The sequence below is a fragment of the Microbacterium maritypicum genome, assembly GCF_041529975.1.
Lineage (GTDB): Bacteria > Actinomycetota > Actinomycetes > Actinomycetales > Microbacteriaceae > Microbacterium.
On the sequence record NZ_CP168030.1, the window covers coordinates 849290 to 872463 of the forward strand.

Below are 23174 nucleotides of genomic sequence, written 5' to 3' on the forward strand. Positions count from 1 at the left end.
CGACTCTCTGGAATCATGGCCGAGTGGATATCGGCGCCGTGCTCGGACTGGAGCAGCTCACCTGGGGGATGCTCCTCCTCGTCGTCATCGCCGCGTTCTGCGCCGGCTGGATCGATGCGGTCGTCGGCGGGGGCGGTCTGCTGCAGCTGCCGGCGCTGCTGCTGATCCCCGGCATCTCGCCCGTGCAGGCGCTGGCGACCAACAAGCTCGCCTCCGTCTTCGGCACCGCGACCAGCAGTGTCACCTATTACCGCCGCGCCAAACCCGACATCCGTACGGCCTTGCCGATGGCGGCGATCGCGTTCATCGGCTCGTTCGGGGGCGCGGCCGTCGCGACGGTACTGCCGCCCGCCGCGTTCAAGCCCATCATCGTGATCGCCCTGCTGGTCGTCGCTCTGTTCACCGCGTTCCGGCCGCAGATGGGCGCGGCGACGAAGCTGCGGTACCACGGGCACAAACACCACATCATGGCGGGTGCCGCCGGGCTCGGCATCGGGTTCTACGACGGGATGATCGGCCCCGGCACCGGCACCTTCCTCGTCATCACGCTCGTCGCCCTGCTCGGCTACGACTTCCTGCAGGCGAGCGCGAAGGCGAAGATCGTGAACCTCGCGACGAACGCGGGCGCGCTGATGCTGTTCATCCCGCACGGGGCGGTGCTGTGGCTGCTGGGCGGCATCCTCGCGGTGGCGAACGTCGCGGGCAGTTACCTGGGGTCGCGGATGGCGATCTCGCGGGGGACGACCTTCATCCGCGTCGTCTTCCTGGTGGTCGTGGTCGGCCTGATCGCCAAGCTCGGGGTCGACGTGTGGAACGAGAACATCGTCCCCGTGCTCGCGCTCCTCGGCTGAACGGCGTTTCGTCTCGTCGCTGCGCTCCTCGCTCAACGACCGAGGTTGGCGTTGGCTGGGCGTTGCGCTCCTCGATCAACGACCGAGGCCCCTGGGAGGAACCCGGTCGTTGAGCGAGCGGAGCGAGACGAAACGGTCGTCAGGCCTCGTCGTCCTCGGGTTCGAAGTCGACGCCGGCCTCGGCGCGCTGCGCGTCGGTGATGGGCGCGGGAGCGGAGGTCAGCGGGTCGAAGCCGTTGCCGGACTTCGGGAACGCGATGACCTCACGGATCGACTCGGTCTTGGACAGGTGCTGCAGCACGCGGTCCATGCCGAGCGCGATCCCACCGTGCGGCGGTGCGCCGAACTTGAACGCGTCGAGCAGGAAGCCGAACTGCTCGTCGGCCTGCTCGTCGCTGATGCCCATGACCTCGAACACGCGCTTCTGCACGTCTTCGCGGTGGATGCGGATCGAGCCGCCGCCGAGCTCGGAGCCGTTGCACACGATGTCGTACGCGTAGGCGAGGGCCGAGCCGGGGTCGGTGTCGAACGTGTCCTGGAATTCGGGCTTCGGACCGGTGAACGCGTGGTGCACGGCAGTCCAGGCGCCGGCACCCACGGCCACGTCGCCCGAGGCCACGGCGTCGGCGGCCGGCTCGAACATCGGAGCGTCGACGACCCAGGTGAACGCGAACTCGTCCGGGTTCAGGTAGCCGAGGCGGCGACCGATCTCGACGCGGGCGGCGCCGAGCAGTGCGCGGCTCTCCTTGGTGGAACCGGCGGCGAAGAACACGCAGTCGCCCGGCTCGGCGCCCACGAAGGCGGCGAGTCCGGCCTGCTCGGCTTCGGACAGGTTCTTGGCCGCGGGGCCGCCGAGCGAACCGTCTTCGTTGAACAGGACATAGGCGAGACCACGGGCGCCGCGCTGCTTGGCCCAGTCCTGCCAGGCGTCGAGCTGCTTGCGCGGCTGGCTCGCACCACCGGGCATGCGCACGGCACCGACGTACTCCGCCTGGAACACGCGGAACGGCGTGTCCTGGAAGTACTCGGTCGCTTCGACGAGCTCGAGGCCGAAGCGCAGGTCGGGCTTGTCGGAGCCGTACTTGGCCATGGCGTCGGCGTACGTGATGCGGGGGAGCGGGGTCGCGACCTCGACACCGATCGTCTTCCACATCGCGACGATGAGCGACTCCATCAGCGTGATGACGTCTTCCTGGTCGACGAAGCTCATCTCGATGTCGAGCTGCGTGAACTCGGGCTGGCGGTCGGCGCGGAAGTCCTCGTCGCGGTAGCAGCGCGCGATCTGGAAGTACTTCTCCACGCCGCCGACCATCAGCAGCTGCTTGAACAGCTGCGGCGACTGCGGCAGGGCGTACCAGCTTCCCGGGCTCAGACGTGCCGGCACCAGGAAGTCGCGGGCGCCCTCCGGGGTCGAGCGCGTGAGGGTCGGCGTCTCGACCTCGGTGAAGTCCTCGGCGTGCAGCACGTCGCGGATCGCCTTGTAGACGTTCGAGCGCAGGCGCAGGTTCGCCGCCTGGGCAGGACGACGCAGGTCGAGGTAGCGGTACTTGAGGCGTGCCTCCTCGCCGACGGTCTCGGTGTCGGCGACAGCCGTGGAGACCTGGAAGGGGAGTGGCGCGGACTCGTTGAGCACCTCGACGTCGGTCGCGATGAGCTCGATCTCGCCGGTCGGCAGGTTCGGGTTCGCGTTGCCCTCGGGGCGCCGCGACACTTCGCCGGTCACCTTCAGGACGAACTCGTTGCGCAGCGGGTGGGCGATCTCCTCGTCGCGGATGACGACCTGGGCGATGCCCGAGGCATCCCGCAGATCGATGAAAGCGACTCCTCCGTGGTCACGACGGCGGTCGACCCAACCCGAGAGGGTGACGGTCTGACCGATGTGCTCGGCTCGCAGAGAGCCTGCCGAGTGGGTGCGAAGCACGGAGTATTCCTTCTGATCTGGGAAATGGGGAACCCGGCCATTCTACGGGGGTGCGCGGCTCCTCCCGGCGGGGTGGGCCGTCGATCAGTAGGGTGGCTGTGAACGGAAGGTGCCCCATGAATCTCACCCTCGTCCCCGCGGCCGACGTCCCGGTCGTCCCCGACTTCGTCAGCCAGATCTTCTCCGGAACCTCCGGCGTGGTGGCGCTGATCTTCTACATCCTCCTCGCCGTCGCCTGGTGGAAGGTGTTCACCAAGGCCGGATACCCCGGCATCCTCGCCCTCATCCCGATCGTCAACGCGATCTTCCTGCTGCGCATCGCCGGCATGTCGGGCTGGTGGGTGCTGCTCTATCTGGTGCCGATCGCGAACGTGGTGCTCGCGATCGTCGTCGCCGTCAAGGTCGGCGCGCGCTTCGGCAAGGGCGGGGTCTTCTCGTTCTTCCTGCTCTTCGTGTTCTCGTTCATCGGATACTTCATCCTCGGCTTCGGCGACTCCCGCTACCGCAAGGCGTGACATGACGGCGTCTCGTCTGCACCTCGTCCGACACGGTGAGGTGCACAACCCTGCTCGCGTGCTCTACGGGCGGCTTCCCGACTATCACCTGAGCAAGGCAGGCCGGGGGATGGCAGCGGCCGCGGCCGACCACCTGGCGTCGCTCGATCGCCCCGTCGTCGCCCTGTACGCCTCGCCTCTCGAGCGGGCGCAGGAGTCGGCGGAGCCGTTCGCCGAGCGGTTCGACCTCGTGCCCGAGACGGACATCCGCCTGATCGAGCCGGCCAACGTGTTCGAGGGCACGCAGATGCGTCGCTCCCTGATGAACCCGATGAACTGGTGGCACCTGCGCCAGCCTTCTGTGCCGAGCTGGGGCGAGCCGTACACCTCCATTGCGGAGCGGATGCTCAGCGTGATGGACGAGGCCTGGGATGCGGCGCCGGAGGGGGACCTCGTGATGGTCTCGCACCAGGCGCCGATCTGGATCACGCACCTCCGCGTCGCGGGTCTGCCGTTGCGGCACGACCCGCGCACCCGTCGCTGCGCGCTGTCGAGCGTCACCTCGTTCGAGCGGGTCGGTGATGTGTGGCGCGAGGTGGCCTACGCGGAGCCCGCCGCGACGGGCTCCGCTGTCGACGTCGGCGCGGTCTGACTTTCGTTCGCGTGGGCATTTCGTCTCGCTGCGCTCGCTCAACGACCGAATCGGTCGTTGAGCGAGGAGCGCAGCGACGAGACGAAACGTCCCGCTCAGGCGAGTGACTGGATGATGCCGACCGCCGCGAGCTGACCGGCGGCGGCCGCGAGCAGCACCGACGCCATCGGGCCGGGGAGGCTGGCGCGGTGGGCGAGGTCACCGGCGGCGAAGACGCCCGGGATCGAGGTGCGGCCGAACTCGTCGATCTCGATCGAGCCGGACTCGAGCATCGCCAGCCCGAGGTCCGCGGCGAACGGCGCCCGCTGACGCATCGCTCCAGCCGCCACGAAGATGCCGGCGACCGTGCGCTCGTCGTCGTCCGTGCGGATCCGCACACCGTCGGTGTCGTTCTCGACCGAGACGACGGGAGTGCTGCTCACGCGCACACCCTTCGCCTCCAGGGTCCGCGCATCCTCGGCGGAGAACGCCTCGTCGACGGGGAAGACGGTGATGTCGCCGACGATGCGCCCGAGCAGGCCGATCAGGTGCTCGGCTCGAGGAGCTGCACCGACGATACCGATCGGCTTGTCCGCGTGCTCATGTCCATCGCAGAACGGGCACATGAAAGCGTGCGTGCCCCACAGATCCTGCAGTCCGGGGACGGGAGGGAGGTCGTCGGCGACGCCGGTGGCGAGGATCACGCGGCGCCCGTCGACCGCCGAACCGTCGGCGAGGGTGACCTGGAAACCGTCCCCGTCCGTCCCGGCGATGCTCGCAGCGCCGATGTCGCGGACCTCCGCGTCGGCGTAGGCGGAGAGCTCGGTACGGGCGGTGGCGCGGAACTCCGCCGGCGGCGCACCGTCTTCGCCGACCATGTTGTGCATGTGCAGGACGGTGCCGTTGCGGTACTCGCCGGAGTCGAGCAGCAGCGTGGAGCGGTGCATGCGTCCGAGGGTCAGAGCGGCCTGCAGTCCTGCGGGCCCTGCGCCGATGACGATGGCGTCGTACATGGTGGTCCTTCCGGTGGGAGGTTGCTTTCCCCGCCAGTCTGTGACTTCATGTCAACATGAAGTCAAGTGCTGAGCATCCGTGGTCCGTCGGAGATGTCGCCGCCCGGTTCGAGCTGCCGACGAACGTACTGCGGCACTGGGAATCGGTCGGTCTGCTGCGGCCGCCGCGTGACTCGGCGGGACGCCGCCGCTACGGCGAGGACGAGGTCGTGCGCATCGCCGTGATCCAGCGCAGCAAGGCCGCCGGGATGACGCTCGACCAGATCGCCGTGCTGCTCGACGACGGCAGCGCAGGTCGACACCAGGTGCTCCAGCAGCACCTCGACGACCTCGATCGGCGCATGGAAGAGATGCGCCGGTCGCGTGAGATGACCGAACACGCGATGGGATGCCGGGCTCACGACATCGCCACCTGCCCGCGGTTCCGGGCCGGCGTCGACGACGTCCTGGCGCGGTTCTGACCGAGGTCTCAGGCCGCCCCACATCCACCTCGCGCATAGGATCCTCTGCGTAAACTCGGAGTCGTGCCACGCGATTCGACGGTCCGTCAGATCCGCAGCGGCCGCTCCTCCCGCACCCGGCGTTCACGCCGTGCGGTCGGTGCCGCGCTCGCTGCGGTGCTCGCCATCGGTCTGAGCGCCTGCGCTCCCGATCCGGTCAGCCAATCCTTTCTGAGCGGCGAGAACACCGGCTACGTCGCGGCCGACGGCGCGATCGTTGAGATCCCCGTCGCCGAGCGCGGTGAGCCCGTGGAGTTCGGGGGAGTCACCGAGACCGGCGAGAAGTTCGACAGCGCCGACATCGCCGGCAACGTCACCGTCGTCAACTTCTGGTACGCCGGATGCGCGCCGTGTCGCCTCGAAGCCGCCGACCTCGAAGCCGTGTGGCAGGACTTCTCAGGCGAAGATGTCTCGTTCGTCGGCATCAACACCCGCGACCAGGCCGACACCGCCGTCGTGTTCGCCGAGGAGCACGACATCACGTACCCGAGCCTGATCGACGTCGACACCGCCGAGGCCAAGCTCGCGTTCGCGAAGGTCACGCCGATCGCTGCCACCCCGACCACGCTCGTGCTCGACAAGCAGGGCCGTGTCGCCGCGCGCATCATCGGCCCCATCGACGGCCCCTCGATCCTCTCGACGCTCGTCAAGGACGCGCTCGCGGAGGACTCGTGAACACCCCGGTAGCGTTGTGAACCCCGAAGCGATCATCGGCTCCGGGGCCCTGTGGATCGCGATCCCGGTCGCGATGCTGGCGGGACTCGTCTCGTTCCTGTCTCCGTGCGTGCTGCCGCTCGTGCCCGGCTACCTCGGCTTCCTCGGCGGGGCCGTGGCCCCCCGTCCGGCCGTCGCCGCCGACGGCGAAGGGCGCGCCACGACGCAGACGGCTGAGACCGCGACACGCGGCCGGCTCGTCCTCGGCGTGCTGCTGTTCATCTTCGGCTTCAGTCTGGTCTTCGTCTCCATCACCGCCCTCGGGGGCGTGGCGAGCGTCTTCCTGCTGCAGTGGGGCGAGATCATCACGCGCATCCTCGGTGTCGTGATCATCGCCATGGGCCTGGTCTTCCTCGGCCTGTTCGGCTTCGCGCAGCGCGAGCTGCGCTTCCACGTGGACTCGAAGGCCGGCATCATCGGCGCTCCGCTGCTGGGCATCGCGCTCGGCATCGGCTGGGCGCCCTGCCTGGGCCCGACGCTCACGGCGATCTTCGCCCTGTCGTTCAACGCCGGCGATCCGGTGCGCGCGGGCTTCCTCGGCCTCGCCTACTCGCTCGGGCTCGGCATCCCGTTCCTGCTCGTCGCACTCGGTTTCGGCTGGGCGACGAAGGCGATCGGCTTCCTCCGCCGCCACATCCGCGTGGTCAACGTCATCGGAGGGGTGCTGCTGATCCTGCTCGGCATCCTGATGGTCACCGGCCTGTGGACCGACATCATGTCTCGACTGACGGCGGTGATGGGCAGTGTCATCCTCCCGCTCTGACCACTCCGAGAAGACCCGCCCCGAGAAGACCACCACGAAGAACAAGGGTGCCGTGAACAGCGACTCCAGCGATCCGCTCCGCCCGTCCGACCACGTCGACGGCGACGACTCGATCACCCAGCCGCGTCTCGGCTTCGTCGGCTGGCTGCGCTGGGGCTGGCGGCAGCTGACGTCGATGCGCACGGCGCTGGTGCTGCTGCTCGTGCTCGCGATCGCGGCGATCCCCGGCTCGATCTTCCCGCAGCGCATGGCCGACCCGAACGGCGTCACGCAGTGGGAACGCGACAACCCGGATCTCTTCCCGGTGCTCGACGGACTCAAGATGTTCGACGTGTACCTGTCGCCGTGGTTCTCGGCGATCTACCTGCTGCTGTTCGCCTCGCTCGTCGGCTGCGTGATCCCGCGCATCAAGCACCACGCCAAGGCGCTGCGCGCCCGTCCCCCGCGCACTCCCGCGCGATTGCAGCGGCTCGAGGACTACCGTGCCGTCACGCGCGATCCCGCTGCCGACTCGGGAACGAAGACGGGCGACGCCGAGGCAGAAGCCGCCGCGTCGATCGACGTCGCCACCCAGCAGCTCAAGGCTCTCGGCTACCGCGTGGAGCGCTACGACCGCGGCCGCACGTTCTCGGTCTCCGCCGAGCGCGGATACTGGCGCGAGACCGGCAACCTGCTCTTCCACCTCGCGCTCGTCGGGGTGCTCGTGACGGTCGGTGTCGGCGGCGGCTTCTCGTACACGGGCCAGCGGGTGCTGGTCGAGGGTGAGACCTTCGCGAACACCCTGCTCGACTACGACTCGATGAACCGCGGTCGCTTCGTCGCCGACGACGCGTTCTCGCCCTACTCCATGCGCCTCGACTCGTTCGACGTGACCTACCAGCCCTTCGGGGAACCGGGCTCCGGCCAGGCGGGCGACTTCTCGGCAAATGTCACGGTGCAGGAGAACGGCGAGGAGCGTACGGGGGCCGTCAAGGTCAACGAGCCGCTCGGGGTGGCCGACGACGACGTGTTCCTGCTGGGCAACGGCTACGCGCCGACCGTGACCGTGCGCGACCCGGACGGCAATGTGGTCTTCACCAACAGCACGCCGTTCCTCCCGCAGGACACGAACATGACCTCGCTCGGTGTGCTGAAGATTCCGGACGGCCTCGCCGAACAGGTCGGCCTGGTCGGGTTCTTCTACCCGACGACGGGTGTGCTCGAGAGCGGGGCCTTCTTCTCCGCCTACGGCGACCTCACCAACCCGACTCTCACGCTCGATGTGTACACCGGCGACCTCGGCATCAACGAGGGCGTGCCGCGCTCTGTGTACGTGCTCGACACCACCGGCATGACCAAGCTCACCGGTCGCAGCACCGACGTCGAATCGATCGAGCTCGTCCCCGGACAGACGGCCCAGCTGCCGAACGGCCTCGGCTCGGTCACCTTCGAGGACGAGTCTCCGGCCGGGGCGACGGATTCCTCCGAATCGGTGAAGAGATTCGCGTCGCTGCAGATCCACCGTGACGAGTCGGGTGTGTGGGTGCTCGGCTTCGCGCTGCTGGCGCTCGGCGGGCTCATGATCGCCCTGTTCGTGCCGCGTCGGCGCGTGTGGGTCAAGGCCACCGCGCACGACGGGGAGATCGCGCTGGAATACGCCGCGCTCGCTCGCGGTGAGGACCCGACCCTCGCGGCCGCCGTAGACGATCTCGTCGCCGGTCACGCCCGACTCCTCGACGCGGCGGGCGGCACCGTCGTGCGCGCCGAGACGGATGCCGCCGACGACGACATCGCGGAGGATCCCGCAGCGCCGGACGCCCCGGCTCCCGACACCCGGAAAGTAGACTGACACCATGCTCGAGCTCAACGTGATCTCGCCGGTCCTGCTGTGGACGGCGATCGCGATCTACGCGGCGGCCTTCGTGGCCTACGCCTTCGATCTCGCACGGCGCTCGCAGGCGACGGCCGACGCACAGACCGTCCGCGAGTCGGTGCTCGTCGGAGCCGGCGGGGGAGCCACCATCATGGCTTCGGGCGCTGCCGGCGCGGAGCCACCGCCGCAGCGCTTCGTGATGGCGCGGATCGGCACCTCGCTGACGGTGCTCGGATTCGTCTTCCACCTCGCGGCGGCGGTCACCCGTGGCGTCGCCGCCGGTCGCGTGCCCTGGGCGAACCTCTACGAGTTCGCGATGATGGGCACGCTGCTCATCGTGGCGGTCTTCCTCGTCGTCCTCACGCGCCTCGACCTGCGCTTCCTCGGCACTTTCATCACCGGGCTCGTCGTGGTGCTGCTCGGCCTCGGAGCGACGAACTTCTATGTCGACGTCTCGCCGCTCATGGACCCGCTCAAGAGCGTGTGGCTCGTCATCCACGTGTTCGTCGCCTCGCTCGCCACGGCGTTCTTCGCCCTCGCTTTCGCGCTCTCGGTGATCCAGCTCATGCAATCGCGTCGGGAGCGTCTCGTCGCAGAAGGAGCGGCGAAGACCGGCCCGGGCTTCCTCCGCACCTTCCCGAATGCGGTGCGCCTGGAGAGCCTGGCGTACATGTTCACGATCATCGGGTTCATCCTCTGGACGTTCACGCTGATCGCGGGATCCATCTGGGCCTACTACGCCTGGAGCCGCTTCTGGGGCTTCGACGTCAAGGAGACCTGGACGTTCGTGATCTGGGTCATCTACGCGGGGTACATCCACGCACGTGCGACCCGCGGCTGGCGCGGCAACCCCTCGGCGTGGCTCGCTATCGTCGGCTTCTCGGCCGTGATCTTCAACTTCACGATCGTGAACGTGTTCTTCAAGGGCCTGCACGCCTACTCCGGCCTGAGCTGAGTCTCGACCACTCGCACACCCGAGACCCGTCCGCGGCACCATCCGCGCGGACGGGTCTCGTGCGTCCGACACGTGCGCAAACATGCCGCCGAAACCGCGGATACGCGGTTGTATGCTCATCGCAGGGGAGCGCGCCCGAGGCAGGAGCCCACATGCCCGTACTCGTCGGAATCGTCGAAGATCACCCTGCGATGCTGTTCGGCATCGCCACGATCCTCAATCGCAGCGGGGGCATCCGGGTAGCGGCCAGCGGTGCGACGGCTGCTGAGGTTGCGAGCCGCGCTCGGCGGCTCGACGTGATCCTGCTCGATCTCTCGCTATCCGACGGTTCCACTCCGTCTGAGAATCTGCGCACCCTCGAACCCCTCGGCGCGAGCGTCGTCGCCTACACCGCAGGCGATCAGCCGCATCATCTCCGCGAAGCGGCGCGAGCGGGTGCTGTGGGCATGATCAACAAGTCCGACTCCCTCGAGGTGATCACCTCCTCGGTGCGACGGGCGGCGCAGGGCCACATCCTCGCCACGACCGAGTGGGCGGCCGCCCTCGACGCGGATCACCAGTTCGTCGCTGCGCATCTCAGCCGCCGGGAATCCGAGGTGCTGTCCCTCTACGCTTCGGGAGAGACGGCCGAGAGGGTGGCGCAGGCACTGTTCCTGTCCCGTGAGACCGTGCTCGATCACATCCGTCGCATCCGGGCGAAGTACGCGGCGGTCGATCGCGCCGCACCGACCAAGGTCGACCTGTTCCGGCGGGCCGTGGAAGACGGGCTGGTCCTGCAGAACCGGTGAGGGAGGCCGGACTCGCTCAGCCCGTGAACGGCCAGATCAGCGGTACGTAGAACACCGCGACGACGAAGAACAGGACCGTCAGTGGCCAGCCGAAGCGCGCATAGTCGCCGAAGCGGTAGCCGCCAGGCTCCATCACCATGAGGTTCGCCGGCGTCGCGACGGGGGTGAGGAACGACGCCGCCCCGGCGATCGTGAGAGCCATCAGGAACGGCAGCACCGACGCATCCATCGCGGCCGCCAGAGCGACGGCCACCGGAGCCACGATGAGCACGGTCGCGGTGTTGCTGATGAGCTGCCCGAGCACCAGCGTGATCAGCACGATCACCGCCACGGCCGCGTGCGGACCCGCGTCACCGAGGAACGAGCGCAGCCCGTCGGCGATGAGCTGCGCGGCACCGGTCTCCTGGAATGCCGTGGAGAGCGGGATCATTCCCGCCACGAGGATGACCGTCGTCCAGGAGATCGCGCGGTAGGCCTGGGTCATCGAGACGACACGGGTGAGGATCAGCGCCCCCGCGGCGAGCAGCCCCGCGATCGCGGCTGGCACGATCCCCGTCGCGAGCAGCACGATCATCGCGAGCAGGATCACCGCCGTCCGCTTCGCGCCCGCACCGAGCGGCACGGAACGGCGGAGGGTGAGTGGCGCGTCGACCACCAGGACCTCGTCGCGCTGGGACGTGTGCCGTTGGAGGTCGTCCCAGGAGCCGTCGAGGAGCAGGGCATCGCCGGCCTGCAGGTCGGTGCCGGACTCGTCCAGCGCCTCCTGCCCGCGCCGCACACCGAGCACGACGAGGTCGCCCGACGGTGTGCACATGCCGGGGAACACGTGCAGGCCGATCAGGCTGGAGCGCGGCGGCACGACGACCTCGGCGACTCCGCGCGAGGCGGACACCAGCGCCCGGTCCGGGGCGAGCGCATAGTCGGTGCGCAGCAGGGACGCGAGGCGCTCGAGGTCGATCGGTGCGGATGCCGGAGTGCGCTCCGGCAGCAGCCGGTTGCCCAGGAGCAGGATGATCGCGAGCGTGCCGACGAGCAACGGGAGCCCTGCGAGCGCGAACTCGAAGAAGCCGAACGGTCGGGCGCCGTTGTCGGTGGCGACCTCGGACACGATGATGTTCACCGGCGTGCCGGTGAGGGTCAGCATCGACCCCGCGTGGGCTGAGAAGGCGAGCGGCATCAGCATCTGCGAGGGGCGGATCCCCGCGCGGGCGGCGACCACGACGACGAGCGGCAGGAGCGAGGCGACCGAGCCGTTCACGCTGATCACCGCCGTCATCGCGGCGGTCAGCAGCCCGATCGTGAGCAGCAGCCGCCGACGGCCGGTGCCGGAGTGGGCGACCACCTCCTGCCCGGCCCACGCGATGATGCCGGTCGATTCCAGCGCCTCGCTGACGACGAACAGGGAGGCGATGAAGAGCACCGTCGGGTCGCCGAATCCGGCGAGAGCCGAACCCAGGTCGAGCACGCCGGTCAGATAGAGAGCGACCGAGACACCGACGGCGACGACACCGAGGGGGATGCGGTTGGAGACGAAGGCGATCACCGCGCACAGCAGGATGACGAGGGTCGCGACGATCGGGTCCACGGCCCCACGATAGGGCGCGCTTCGGATCGCGGCGACCCCCCTAGTTCTAGGGGGTGTGCTTGCAGGAGGTTCTCGCGCGACACGATCATGGGGGCTATGGCTGCGGAGAAGTCGGTGAGTGCCTCGGATGCCGAGAGCAAGGGATTCCTGAACTGGATCGAGAAGGTCGGCAACAAGGTGCCGGACCCGACGATCATGTTCGTCTACCTGATCGGTCTGATCGCGGTGCTCTCCGCCATCCTGTCCTGGGTGGGGGTGTCGGTCACGGACGACGTCGTGATCCCGGTCCCGAAGGACGAGTTCTCCCAGGTCAACGAGCAGTTCGGTGGCAACTGGGAGATCTACGACACCACGACCGGCATGCCCGCGGAAGTTCCCGACTACACGATCGAGGAGCAGACCTTCGAGGTGCGCAACCTGCTGTCCATCGACGGCATCCGCTTCTTCTTCTCGTCCTTCGTCGACAACTTCGCCGGCTTCGGCGTCGTCGCGGTGGTGCTCATCGCGATGGCCGGTGTCGGCGTGGCCGAGCACGCAGGACTCATGGGCGCGATGATCCGCCGCGTGGTCAAGGTCGCACCGCGTCGCTGGCTCGCGTTCATCCTGATCTTCGTCGGCGTGCTCTCCTCGGTGGCCACGGATGCCGGCTACCTGATCCTCGTTCCCTTGGCTGCCGCCGCGTTCTTCACCGTGGGGCGGCATCCGCTCGCAGGGCTCGCCGGTGCGTTCGCCGGCGTCGGGGCGGCGTTCGGCGCGAACCTCCTCATCACCCCGAGCGACAGCATGCTCACCGAGATCACGAACGAAGTGCTCACCAGTGCCGGGATGCAGCCGATCGAGGTGACGCAGAACTTCTACTTCGGGATCGTGTCGACGTTCCTGCTCACGACGGTGGCGCTGCTCGTGACCGTCCTCGTCACCGAGAAACGGCTCGGAAAATACGACCGCAAAGAGATGACGATCGCGGACGAGGCCGAGAACGTCGACCACGACGCCGAGGCCCGTGGGCTGAAGTTCTCGTTCTGGGCGCTGCTGGGCTTCGTCGCCGTGATCCTCGTGCTCACCCTGCCGCCGGGCGCACCGCTGCGCGACCCGGAGACGGGCGACATCATCGGCACCACGCCGTTCATGGCCAGCCTGGTCTTCATCATCTCGCTCGCGTTCCTCGTGTGCGGCCTCGCGTACGGGGCGGGGGCGAAGACGCTGCGCGGTGGCTCGGCCGCGGTCGGTGCGATCGCGAAGACGTTCGGGAGCCTGGGCGGCCTGCTCGTGATGTTCCTGATGATCGCCCAGTTCATCGCGCTGTTCAACTGGAGCAACCTCCCCACCGTCGCCGCCATCTCGGCCGCCGAACTGCTGGAGCAGGCGAACGTGCCCGCGATCGTGCTGCTGCTCGCGTTCATCGTCGTGATCGTGATCCTCGACTTCATCCTTCCCGGCCTGGTGCCGAAGTGGGTGATCTTCGCCCCGGTCTTCATCCCGATCTTCGCGTCGCTCGATGTGGCACCGCAGACGCTGCTCGCCGCCTACCGCGTCGGTGACTCGCCGGTGAACGTGCTGACCCCGCTCATGGTCTACCTGCCGTTCATGGTCACGGTCGCACAGCGCTACAAGAAGGAGGCCGGCATCGGCACGATCATCGCGCTGATGATCCCGTACGCGGTGTGGATGCTGCTGTCGTGGACCGCCCTGTACGTGGTCTGGTTCCTCCTCGGCATCCCCTGGGGCCCGGGCTCACCGGTCGACATGGTCGGCTGACCCGTCTCCCGTCCCGCAGGGTGCAGGGACGGATCTCGACGCCGCATCGCAGAACAAGGAGCAGACTCATGGACCGCAGGCCGAACAAGCTGATCCCCGCCGATCTGAAGACCACCCCGGGACTGGACGCCGTCGATGCGGTCCGGATCCGGGTGGGTGAGGTCGCCGCCGATGTCGGGGCGATCGGGATCGGGGTGTACTCCGACGGAGAGGTGCCCGCAGACCTCGGGTTCGATCGCGACGCACTCGAGAACGCCGGCTTCACGGCGAAGCCGGGTACCACGATGGTGCTTCCGCGCGCGGGAGAACCCGACCTCGTCGCCGTCGGTCTCGGGGCGAAGGCCGATGCCGGGGCGGGCGGCCTGCGCGACGCCGCCGCGACTCTCGCCAGGGCCGCCTCGCGGCGGGAGACGCTGGGCCTGCGGATCGACGACCTCGCGGGAGTGGATGCCGCAGCTGCCGTGCGCGCGCTCGCCGAAGGGGCGCTGCTCGCCCGCTACCGCTACTCGGTGCTGAACGGGTCGTCGAAGCACGTCCCGCTCGCGGCGTTCACGATCGACGTCCCCGGAGGGACGACCGAGCCCGTCGCCGCTGCCCTCACCGCCGTGCGTGCCGCTGTCGTCGCCCGCGACCTGGCGAACACCCCTCCCGGACATCTGACCGCGGTCAACATGGGCGAGATCGCCGTCGAGCTCGGCGCCCGCTTCGGATTCGAGGTGGAGCTCTTCGACAAGCAGGCGCTCATCGATCTCGGCTGCGGCGGACTGCTCGGTGTGAACCAGGGCTCGGTGGAGGAGCCGCGCATGATCAAGCTCGTCTACACCCCCGGCGGCGGCGGCACGGGACATCTCGGCCTCGTCGGCAAAGGCATCATGTACGACTCGGGCGGCATCAGCCTCAAGCCCAGCGACCCGATGCACCTGCTCATGAAGATGGACATGGGCGGCGCAGCCGCCGTGCTCGGTGCCTTCGTCGGACTGCGCGACGCCGGGGTCACGGCCAAGGTCTCGGGCTGGCTGATGTGCACCGACAACATGCCCTCGGGCACCGCGTACAAGCTCGGCGATGTGCTGACTGCGCGCGGCGGCACCACGATCGAGGTGAAGAACACCGACGCCGAGGGGCGCCTCGTGATGAGCGATGCGCTCGTGCTCGCGAACGAAGACGAGGTGGATGCCATCGTCGACATCGCGACGCTCACCGGAGCCGCGCTGGTGTCGCTCGGCGCCGCGACCGCGCCGGTCTTCGGCAATGACCAGGCGACGGTCGACCTGGTGCGCGCGGCCTCCGAGGCCGTCGACGAGTCGGTGTGGCAGCTGCCGCTGGAGCAGAAGTACCGCAAGCAGCTCGACTCCGAGATCGCGGACATCGCGAACCTCGGCGGTCCGTTCGCGGGGGCGACGACGGCGGCGCTGTTCCTCGAGCACTTCGTCGGTGAGACCCCCTGGGCGCACCTCGACATCGCCGGCACGATGCAGACCGAGAAGGACGACTCCTGGCGCACCGCGGGTGCCACCGGGTTCGGGGCGCGGCTGCTGCTGGAGGCGGCTCGCACGTTCGTGCCGGCATCCTGAGGCCTGACTGCACGGCCGGGGACGGGGTCGCCGAGGGGTTCGCCGGTCCGGCGGCCGGTCAGCCGCCGAGTGGCAGGACCTCGGCGTGCTCGATGCCGTCCTGGTACCAGACCAGTTCGGCCTCGGTGATGACCTCGGCCGGTGCGGGCCGGAGCACGCGGGACTCGGCCTGCGCGAGAGCGCCCCACTCGGCGGCATCGAGGGTCTTGCCGTAGAGCACGGACAGGTGGAACGTCCAGTCGGCCAATGGCAGTTCGCCGAGGCGTCGGAAGTCCGTGGCATCCAGGGCGGTGGTCAGGGTCGAATACGCCGACACGAGCGAGTCGCTGCGGGCGAGGCGGACGATCAGGATCTGCCAGGGCGCGGGGAACTCGTCGACGGCCTCGGCGATGACCTCGATCGGCGGCTGCTTCGCCGCCCAGGCGCGGATCCCCTCGGCGAGTTCTTCACGCCGCTCAGGTTCGTAGAACCCTCGGAGCGTGACGTGCCCGGTGTGCGGATGCCGTGCCGGGATGCCGAGGCGCGCGAGCGCAGCATTCTGGACTTCGCGGTAGACCTCGCCGACGCCCGCGGTGGGCCGGAGCACGAGGTACTGCTGGCCCTCCAGGCTCGTGAGTTGCTCGGTGGTGTCCATGAACGGTCGGCGCATGCCGAGAGCCTAGGGTCGCGCGTCTCCTGTGCGGAAACGGAGACCGAAACACGCACGGCGCGCCGCGTCATACTTCGACGCGCCGGGCCGGGAGCGGATGGTCTCCGTTTTGGCAGGGGTCCAGGGGGAGGGGGCGGGTCAGGCGGTGGCGAGGACCGCCTTGGCCGAGGTCGTTCGGCGCAGGGTGACCGCGAGCGTGGTCGCCACCAGGGACAGCACGCCCCAGACGACCAGGGCAGCGACGGCCGAGCCGCTTCCCGCGATCAAGCCGGCGAACGCCGGAGCGGTGGGGAGCGCTGCGCCGATGCTGGAGAGCCACCCTGGCACGGTCGAGATGAGACCTGTCGCGACGGCGAGCACACCGACGAGGGCGGAGATCCAGCGCCCGACGCCACCGAACAGGGCCACGAGGGCCTGGTTCACGGCTGCGAACGCCACGCCGGCAAGCACGGCTGTTCCGGCGAACGCCCACCAGGTGGCGGCGTCGTAACTCGCCACGATCTGCACGATCAGTGACACGAGCAGCCCCTGTCCCGCGCCTATCAGGGCGGCGGGTGCGAACGCACGCAGCGTCAGCGCGGCGGATGAGCGCCGGGACGTGAGAGTGCGGGCGGTGTGGGCGCGCATCACGATGAAGGTGGCGAGTCCGCCGAACCACAGCACGACGGCGGCGAGCAGCGGGATGGCGGTCGGACCGAAGATCGTGTCCATCGAGGAGTTCGACGACACCGGGTCGGCGATCACCGAGGCGAGCGACTTCGAGTCGCTGTCGCTGAACGAGGGGAGCGAGTCGGATGCGGTGCGCAGCCCGCCCGCCAGGTCGCCGGTCCCGGTCGCCAGGGTGTCGATCCCGGTCGCCAGCTCGGTCGTGCCGTCGGCCAGTGCGGTCGCGCCGGTGGACAGCTGGGTCGCACCGGTCGCGATCCCGCGTGCTCCGGTGGCGGACGCGGCGATGCCCTGGTCGGCGAGCTGCGTGAGCCCGCCGGAGAGCTGGGTGGCGCCGACACCCGCCTGGGTCATGCTCGAGGCGATCGTGCTGAGCGAGCCGGGGAGGGCGGCGATTCCGCCGGCGACCTTCGGGCTGTTGAGCACACCGGAGGCGGTTCCAGCCGAGGTCGCGACCGCGCCCGCGTCCGTGGCGAGCGAGGTCAGGAGGTCGCACTCATCCTGGTCAGCGACCGGCGGCGTGCAGGCGGTCTGCGCCAGCCCGCCCAGCTTCTGCGCGAGAGCGGCCGATCCGCTCGCTGCACTCTTCGCCGATGTCGACGCGCCCTGAATCGCTCCGACGAGCTGCTGTGTCCCGCCGACGCTCTGCTGCAGCTGGTTGCCGCCGCCGGTCAGCCCCGAACCGATCTGCGCAGCACCCGCCGCAGCCTCCCGCGTCTTCCCGGCGATCGTGTCGAGGCCCGTGGCGAGCGACGACGCACCCGTCCCGAGCTCGCCCGCGCCCGAGGCCAGCTTCGTGGCACCGTCGGGGATGGCTGCCGCTCCTGTCGCGGCGTCCCGCGCACCGTTCGCGAGCTTCAGCGCCCCGTCGGCGGCTTCGCCGATCTGGTCGCCGATGGTGGTGAAGCCGACCAGGATGTTCTCGGTCGTCGCCTCGGACAGCATGGTGCCCATCGTCGAGGCCGCGACATCGGCGATCTGGCCGGTGATGAGGTCGTCGGCGACGAGGCCGTCGTCGGGAGTGGTCACGGTGATGGTGGCCTGCTCGGCCTCACCGCCGCCGTCCGAGATCGCCTGACCGGCCGAGGTGGCCGCCGCGGAGAACTCTTCGGGGATCGTGATGACCGCCTGGTACGAACCGTCGGCGAGACCGTCGGCCGCATCGTCTTCGTTCGAGATCACCCACGTGAGGTTGGAGTCGAGGTCGTCCGAACCCTCGACGAGACCTGCGGCCAGCTGGCGTCCGAGCGGGGTGACCTGGTCGTCGATGGTCACCGGCTCGTCGAGGTTCACGATGGCCGCGGTCATCGAGTCCAGACGCTCGGTCGGGTTCTGCAGGGCCGCGACCAGGATGCCGCCGACCGCCGCCGGCAGCAGCAGCACGCCGAGGATGGTCAGCCACGTGATGGGCTTGCGGGAGCGCGCACGCTCGATGGGGAGGGTCATGCGGTCACCTCGGTGGATTCTGCGGCGCTCCGGCGAGGAGCGCGCGTGTCGAGAGTCTGTGCGTCGGGCCATCCGGCCTCGGCGAGGGTGGTCCGTGCCGCGTCGGCATCGGAGGCGGTGGCGAACACCGCGAGCGTGCGGGAGGCCGCGGCATCGCGCAGCATCGCGGCCGCCTGGTCGCGCTGGCCGCCGGTCAGGCGGTCGATCCCGTCGATCACGACGATCTGCGACTTTCCGCGCAGCGCCTCGGCGAGATCGGCGAGGGCGGCGTCGGCGTCGTCGACCAGCACGCAGCCGACGTGTGCGCGCACCCAGGCTCCGCGTCCGGGGAGCAGATGGCCTGCGACGCGGAGTCGTCCGTCGGTAGGTGTCACCCGGCCCGCGATCGTGAGCGCCAGTGCCCGTCGTGCCCGCACGTCGCCACCGGTCGCGATGAGTGCTCCGCCTTCCGGGATGCGCAGCGAGAGGTTCTCGACGATCGGCGCATCGGCGCTGATGTCGAGATCATCCGCGGCGACGATCGAGCCGTCTCCCGGCCATTCGGCCAGGTGGCGCTCGCGCTCCACGGCCTCGCCCTCGACGTCGACCCGGGGGAGGATCTTCTCCAGCCACGCGGGCAGCTCCCAAGCGCGCTCGCCGAGGATCGCCATGAGGGCGGGGATCAGTGTCATCCGCACCAGGAAGGCGTCGATCGCGATGCCGGCCGCGAGGCCCAGGGCGATGGGTTTCAGCGACGAGTCGCCCTCGGGGACGAACGCCACGAAGACCGCGAACATGATGAGCCCTGCGGCGGTGACGACCTTGGCTGAGCCGGTGAAGCCGCTGCGGACGGTGCGCAGCGCGGCAGCGCGTCGCGTGGCCCGATCAGGGCTCTTCGAGTCGGGGTCGTGCACGAAGTCCTCGCGCATCCGCGAGACGAGGAACACCTGGTAGTCCATCGCGAGCCCGAACAGCACGCCCATGAGGATGATCGGCATGAAGCTGATGATCGGACCGACCTTGGCGACATGCAGCAGATCGGCGAACCAGCCCCACTCGAACACGGCGCCGACCACGCCGAACGCGGCGACGATCGAGAGCAGGTAGCCGGCGGCTGCGGTGATCGGCACCCACAGCGAGCGGAAGACGATGGTGAGCAGGATGAGCGAGAGCCCGATCACGAAGATGCCGAACGGCAGCAGCGCATTGCCCAGCTGGTCGGAGATGTCGATGCCGACGGCGGTGAAGCCGGTGACCTTGAGGTCGATCCCGAACTCATCGAGCCACTCGTCGTGGTGGCTCCGCAGCTCGCGCACGAGGTCGGCCGTCGCCGGGTCGTCCGGAGCGGTCTCCGGGACGATCTGCACGATCCCGGTGTCGGCGGTCTCGTTCGGGGTCGCGAGCGCGACCTCCTTGACTCCGGGAACCTCGGCGACGGCATCCCCGAGGTCTTCCATCAGGGTGAGCGGGTCGGTCGAGGTGACGATCGTGCCGGTGAGGATCATCGGTCCGTTGAACCCCGGTCCGAATTCCTCGGCCACGAGGTCGTAGGTCTGACGCGCCTCCGAGTCCTTCGGCAGCACGCCGGCGTTCGGGAGCGCGAGGTTCAGGCTGAGCGCGGGGATGGCCACGATACCGAGGCCGATCACGACGGCGAGCGAGACGAGGATCGGGCGCTTGGTGACGCCGTTCACCCACCGCGCGCTGCCCTTCGCGCGCACCGGAGCGGCGGGCGCATCATCGCTGTCTGCGTTCTTCTTCGCCTTCGGCGCGCGCCTCGGGCGACCCACCACCTTGCCCTTCATGAAGCCGAGGAATGCGGGGGTCAGCGTGACCGCGATCGCGACCGCGACGGCGACCGAGACGGAGGCCGCGATGCCCATGGTCGTCAGGAACGGGATGCCGGCGAAGCCGAGGCCGATCAGTGCGATGAGCACCGTGACGCCGGCGAACACGACGGCCGATCCGGCGGTGCCGACGGCGCGCGAGGCGGACTCCTCGGGATCCACGCCCGCGCGGACCTGATCCTGATGTCGCGCCATGATGAACAGCGCATAGTCGATGCCGACCGCGAGCCCGAGCATGAGCGCCAGCAGCGGGGTGGTGGACGACACGGTCGCGAAGGCCGTCGCGGTGAAGATGCCCGCCATCGAGATGCCGACGCCGAGGATCGCCGTGAGCAGCGGCAGCCCGGCCACCACGAAGGAGCGGAAGGTCACGATCAACACGAGCAGCGCGATCAGGAGGCCGACCGCCTCGGTGAGGGTGACGCCGGGGATCGAGATCGCGAAGAGGTCGCCGCCCAGCGAGGTCTGTGCGCCGTCCGGGAGCTCGGCGTCGAGATCGCTCACGACGGAGCGCAGCGCGTCCTTCGTCTCGTCCGAGACATCGGTGGACTCGCCGTCGAACTGCACGCGCACGATGGCGGCGGTGTCGTCGTCGTTGATCATGCCCTCGACCATCTCGTCGTAGGGCGAGGTGGCGGCGAGCACACCGTCGAGGTCGCCGAGTTCGTCGACGGCATCCTCGATGTGGTCGCGGTAGTCGTCGGCGGTGATCTCGTCGCCGTCGGCTGCCACGACGATGAATTGGGCATTTGTCCCGCTCACCTGCGGGAACGACCGCGAGAGCTGCTCGAGGCCCGCCTGTGATTCAGTGCCGGGGATCGAGAACGTGTTGTCGGTGCCCGCTCCCAGCACGAGTGCTCCGGCTCCGGCGATGCCGAGCGCGAGCAGCCAGGACACGAGGACTCGCCAGGGGTGCCGGAAGGACCAGCGGCCGAGCGAGGACAGGAGTGTGGACACGCGTTCCTCCGAGGGGTACTGATCGGATACACAGGTGTATCCGATACATACATGTATCGTAAATTGACCGGCACATCGGAATCTGTGTGCCGGGTGTGAATCGTGCGAGAGTGAAGGGTCAGGAGGTTTCGATGTCGACACCCGCAACCCGCAGCCGTGAGAACACGCGTGCCCGTCTGCTCGAGGCCGCCGCGCAGGTCTTCGCCGAGGTCGGTCTCGACGGCGCCTCTGTCGAGGCCGTGTGCGAGCGAGCCGGATTCACCCGCGGTGCGTTCTACTCCAACTTCGAATCCAAGGACGAGCTGTTCCTGATGCTCGCCGCGAGCGTCTCCGACGTGCGCGTGAGGGGAGTGCGCACCCGCGTCGAGGAACTGACGGCGGAGGGTGCCCTGGTGGAAGGGTGCGATCCGATCGAGCTCGTGCAGCAGATCATGGAGCTCGGCGGCGATGACCGCCTCGGCGTGATGCTGCTGAGCGAGATCCGCATCCGGGCTCTGCGCGACGCGAAGTTCGGCGAGGCGTACCTCGCGCAGGAGAGCGAGATGGTCGCGAGCATCGCGCAGATCATCGACGACATCGTCTCGGTGAGCGCGCTGAAGCTGCGCCTGCCGGCCGAGACCGCGGCACGCATGCTCATGATCCTCTGGGAGGGCATGACCGTGCGCGGGGCGATGGCCGGCCAGGACGACGCGCAGCTGCGCCAGGCGGGCAGCGAGCAGCTCGGCCGTCTCGTGCAGCTGATCATCGAGTCGTAGCGCGCGTCGCCGGAGCATCGGTCGCGGAATCGCTCGATCGTGCGCGGTTCGGCGCGAGCGACAGCAGGGCGCCGGCTGCCAGGAGCGCGGCCGTCACGAGGAACGTCGTCCGCAACGCAGAGGTCAGCGCGTCCGGGGAGGCGGCTGCGATCTCGCCGGAACCGGATGCTGCCGCGAAAAGCGCGGCGAGCACGGAGGCACCGGTGACGAGACCGAGATTGCGGGAGAGTCCCAGGAGGCCCGAGGCCGCACCGCGACGGTCGGCGGGGGTCGAGTTCAGAACGCCGGTGTTGTTGGCGGCGAGGAACAGCTGGTAACCGGGAGCGAGCAGCACGGTGCCCGTGATGTAGCCCGGCAGCCCCCACCACCCGGGGAGCAGGGCGAGCGCGAGCGCCCCGAGGAGCATGCCGCCGAGTCCGACCGATGTCATCCGGTGCGTGCCGAACCGGTCGACCGCGCGTCCGGCCAGCACGCCGGTGCAGATCGATGCGAGCGGACCGGCCGCCATGACGGCGCCGATCGCCGCGGGCGGCAGGTGCAGAGCGCCCGCGAGGAAGAAGGGGCCCACCACGAGGGTGCTCATCATGACGGTGCCCACGATGAGGTTGAGGACTGCGCCGAGCGAGACGCGGCGGTTCCTGAGCAGGGTCGGCGGCAGCAACGGGTGTTTCGCGCGACGCTCGCGCATCACGAACAGTCCGGTGGCGACGACCGCTCCGCCGAGGAGGGGCAGCGTCGGCCACGAGGCCTGATCGCCCGGTGCGGTGACGCCGAGCGTGTAGAGGGCGACCGCCACCGTCAGCAGGACCATGCCCGGAAGGTCGAAGCCGCGTCGGGGGCTGCCTGCCTGCCGTGCTTCCGCTCCGGTCACCGCCGCCAGGGCTGCGGCGAGGAGTCCGAGCGGCACCATGGCGGCGAAGATCGCCGGCCAACCGGCCACCGTGATCAGGAGCCCGCCGAGCACCGGACCGGAGGCGGTCCCCACCGCGGCCGTGGTGCCGAGCAGGCCCATGACGCGGCCGAGACGATCCGGCGGGACCAGGTCGCGGGCGCGCGCCAGGGGGAGTGCCATCATGACGGCGGCACCGATGCCCTGCAGTGCGCGGGCGGCGATCAGCATCCACAGCGACGGCGCGATCGCACTCAGTGCCGCCGCGATCGTGAAGACACCCATGCCGAGCAGCAGCACCCGACGGCGCCCGATCAGATCGCCCAGGTGCCCCACCGTGAGGCTCGTCGCCGTCATCGTGAGCAGGTAGGCGAGGGCCACCCACTGCGCCTGCGCGAAGGTGCCGTCGAGTTCGACGGCGATCGTGGGGAGCGCGACATTCGCGGCGCTCGTCCCCAGCGATGCGACCAGGACGCTGAGGGCGAGCCCGGCCGTGCCCGCGCGAAGGAGGGGTGTGGGGGTGGAAGTCTCCGTCATACCGTCAGCATCGATCGCGGAGCGCTCGATCAGCAACTCGTGTTGCCGAA

19 protein-coding genes are annotated in these 23174 nt (G+C 69.3%); 12 read left to right on the top strand and 7 right to left on the bottom strand.

Annotation, left to right across the window (positions count from 1 at the left end; genetic code table 11):
• The first annotated feature begins 23 nt into the window (after positions 1 to 23).
• Positions 24 to 851: a sulfite exporter TauE/SafE family protein gene (locus ACCO44_RS04105; protein ID WP_372468502.1), complete on the top strand. Its 828-nt coding sequence runs from the start codon at positions 24 to 26 to the stop codon at positions 849 to 851.
• Positions 852 to 990: 139 nt separating this feature from the next.
• Here the strand turns inward: ACCO44_RS04105 and aspS are convergent, their stop codons facing one another.
• The gene (aspS, locus tag ACCO44_RS04110; RefSeq protein ID WP_105711151.1) at positions 991 to 2772 is read right to left on the bottom strand and encodes an aspartate--tRNA ligase; all 1782 of its coding nucleotides are present in this window, start codon (positions 2770 to 2772) and stop codon (positions 991 to 993) included.
• 116 nt (positions 2773 to 2888) lie between these two features.
• Here aspS and ACCO44_RS04115 point away from each other — a divergent pair, with 116 nt between their 5' ends.
• Both ACCO44_RS04115 and ACCO44_RS04120 read left to right on the top strand, forming a co-directional pair.
• Positions 2889 to 3287 carry a DUF5684 domain-containing protein gene (locus tag ACCO44_RS04115; protein WP_029263870.1) on the top strand — a complete coding sequence of 133 codons (399 nt, stop codon included), beginning with the start codon at positions 2889 to 2891 and terminating at the stop codon, positions 3285 to 3287.
• A 1-nt stretch (position 3288) separates the two neighbouring features.
• On the top strand, positions 3289 to 3918 hold the full coding sequence (locus tag ACCO44_RS04120) for a histidine phosphatase family protein (protein ID WP_372468505.1): 630 nt from the start codon (positions 3289 to 3291) through the stop codon (positions 3916 to 3918).
• Between the two features lie 95 nt (positions 3919 to 4013).
• Here the strand turns inward: ACCO44_RS04120 and ACCO44_RS04125 are convergent, their stop codons facing one another.
• Positions 4014 to 4910: an NAD(P)/FAD-dependent oxidoreductase gene (locus tag ACCO44_RS04125; RefSeq protein ID WP_372468507.1), complete on the bottom strand. Its 897-nt coding sequence runs from the start codon at positions 4908 to 4910 to the stop codon at positions 4014 to 4016.
• A gap of 56 nt (positions 4911 to 4966) precedes the next feature.
• On the opposite strand from ACCO44_RS04125, the gene ACCO44_RS04130 reads away from it, so the two are divergent.
• The 6 genes from ACCO44_RS04130 (at position 4967) to ACCO44_RS04155 (ending at position 10482) form a co-directional block, all read left to right on the top strand.
• On the top strand, positions 4967 to 5371 hold the full coding sequence (locus ACCO44_RS04130) for a MerR family transcriptional regulator (RefSeq protein ID WP_029263873.1): 405 nt from the start codon (positions 4967 to 4969) through the stop codon (positions 5369 to 5371).
• 63 nt (positions 5372 to 5434) lie between these two features.
• Complete coding sequence (locus ACCO44_RS04135; RefSeq protein ID WP_372468510.1) at positions 5435 to 6085, top strand: TlpA family protein disulfide reductase; 651 nt, start codon at positions 5435 to 5437, stop codon at positions 6083 to 6085.
• A gap of 16 nt (positions 6086 to 6101) precedes the next feature.
• Entirely contained in the window at positions 6102 to 6887 is a 786-nt protein-coding gene (locus ACCO44_RS04140; RefSeq protein WP_105711155.1) for a cytochrome c biogenesis CcdA family protein, read from the top strand.
• Complete coding sequence (locus ACCO44_RS04145; RefSeq protein WP_105711156.1) at positions 6868 to 8715, top strand: cytochrome c biogenesis protein ResB; 1848 nt, start codon at positions 6868 to 6870, stop codon at positions 8713 to 8715. Before ACCO44_RS04140 ends, ACCO44_RS04145 begins: the two co-directional genes overlap by 20 nt.
• Positions 8716 to 8719: 4 nt before the next feature.
• Entirely contained in the window at positions 8720 to 9694 is a 975-nt protein-coding gene (gene ccsB / locus ACCO44_RS04150; protein ID WP_372468514.1) for a c-type cytochrome biogenesis protein CcsB, read from the top strand.
• Between the two features lie 152 nt (positions 9695 to 9846).
• The gene (locus tag ACCO44_RS04155; RefSeq protein WP_029263878.1) at positions 9847 to 10482 is read left to right on the top strand and encodes a response regulator transcription factor; all 636 of its coding nucleotides are present in this window, start codon (positions 9847 to 9849) and stop codon (positions 10480 to 10482) included.
• Positions 10483 to 10498: 16 nt separating this feature from the next.
• Here the strand turns inward: ACCO44_RS04155 and ACCO44_RS04160 are convergent, their stop codons facing one another.
• Complete coding sequence (locus ACCO44_RS04160; RefSeq protein WP_372468517.1) at positions 10499 to 12067, bottom strand: SLC13 family permease; 1569 nt, start codon at positions 12065 to 12067, stop codon at positions 10499 to 10501.
• Between the two features lie 96 nt (positions 12068 to 12163).
• Between ACCO44_RS04160 and ACCO44_RS04165 the strand changes: the two genes are divergently transcribed.
• Positions 12164 to 13825, top strand: coding sequence for an AbgT family transporter (locus tag ACCO44_RS04165; RefSeq protein ID WP_105711160.1), 1662 nt, complete (start codon positions 12164 to 12166; stop codon positions 13823 to 13825).
• A gap of 68 nt (positions 13826 to 13893) precedes the next feature.
• A complete protein-coding gene (locus ACCO44_RS04170) occupies positions 13894 to 15399 on the top strand; it encodes a M17 family metallopeptidase (RefSeq protein ID WP_372468519.1) in 1506 nt (501 codons plus the stop codon).
• Between the two features lie 58 nt (positions 15400 to 15457).
• Here the strand turns inward: ACCO44_RS04170 and ACCO44_RS04175 are convergent, their stop codons facing one another.
• From ACCO44_RS04175 to ACCO44_RS04185, 3 genes are all read right to left on the bottom strand, one after another.
• Entirely contained in the window at positions 15458 to 16048 is a 591-nt protein-coding gene (locus ACCO44_RS04175) for a 2'-5' RNA ligase family protein (protein WP_372468521.1), read from the bottom strand.
• Between the two features lie 138 nt (positions 16049 to 16186).
• The gene (locus tag ACCO44_RS04180) at positions 16187 to 18160 is read right to left on the bottom strand and encodes a YhgE/Pip family protein (protein WP_372468523.1); all 1974 of its coding nucleotides are present in this window, start codon (positions 18158 to 18160) and stop codon (positions 16187 to 16189) included.
• On the bottom strand, positions 18157 to 20943 hold the full coding sequence (locus tag ACCO44_RS04185) for an efflux RND transporter permease subunit (RefSeq protein WP_372468525.1): 2787 nt from the start codon (positions 20941 to 20943) through the stop codon (positions 18157 to 18159). Before ACCO44_RS04185 ends, ACCO44_RS04180 begins: the two co-directional genes overlap by 4 nt.
• A 131-nt stretch (positions 20944 to 21074) precedes the next feature.
• Between ACCO44_RS04185 and ACCO44_RS04190 the strand changes: the two genes are divergently transcribed.
• A complete protein-coding gene (locus ACCO44_RS04190) occupies positions 21075 to 21698 on the top strand; it encodes a TetR/AcrR family transcriptional regulator (protein ID WP_029263884.1) in 624 nt (207 codons plus the stop codon).
• On the opposite strand, the gene ACCO44_RS04195 is transcribed toward ACCO44_RS04190, so the two are convergent.
• Entirely contained in the window at positions 21685 to 23124 is a 1440-nt protein-coding gene (locus ACCO44_RS04195) for an MFS transporter (protein ID WP_146114836.1), read from the bottom strand. The two genes, ACCO44_RS04190 and ACCO44_RS04195, sit on opposite strands and share 14 nt — an antisense overlap.
• Positions 23125 to 23174: the final 50 nt, after the last annotated feature.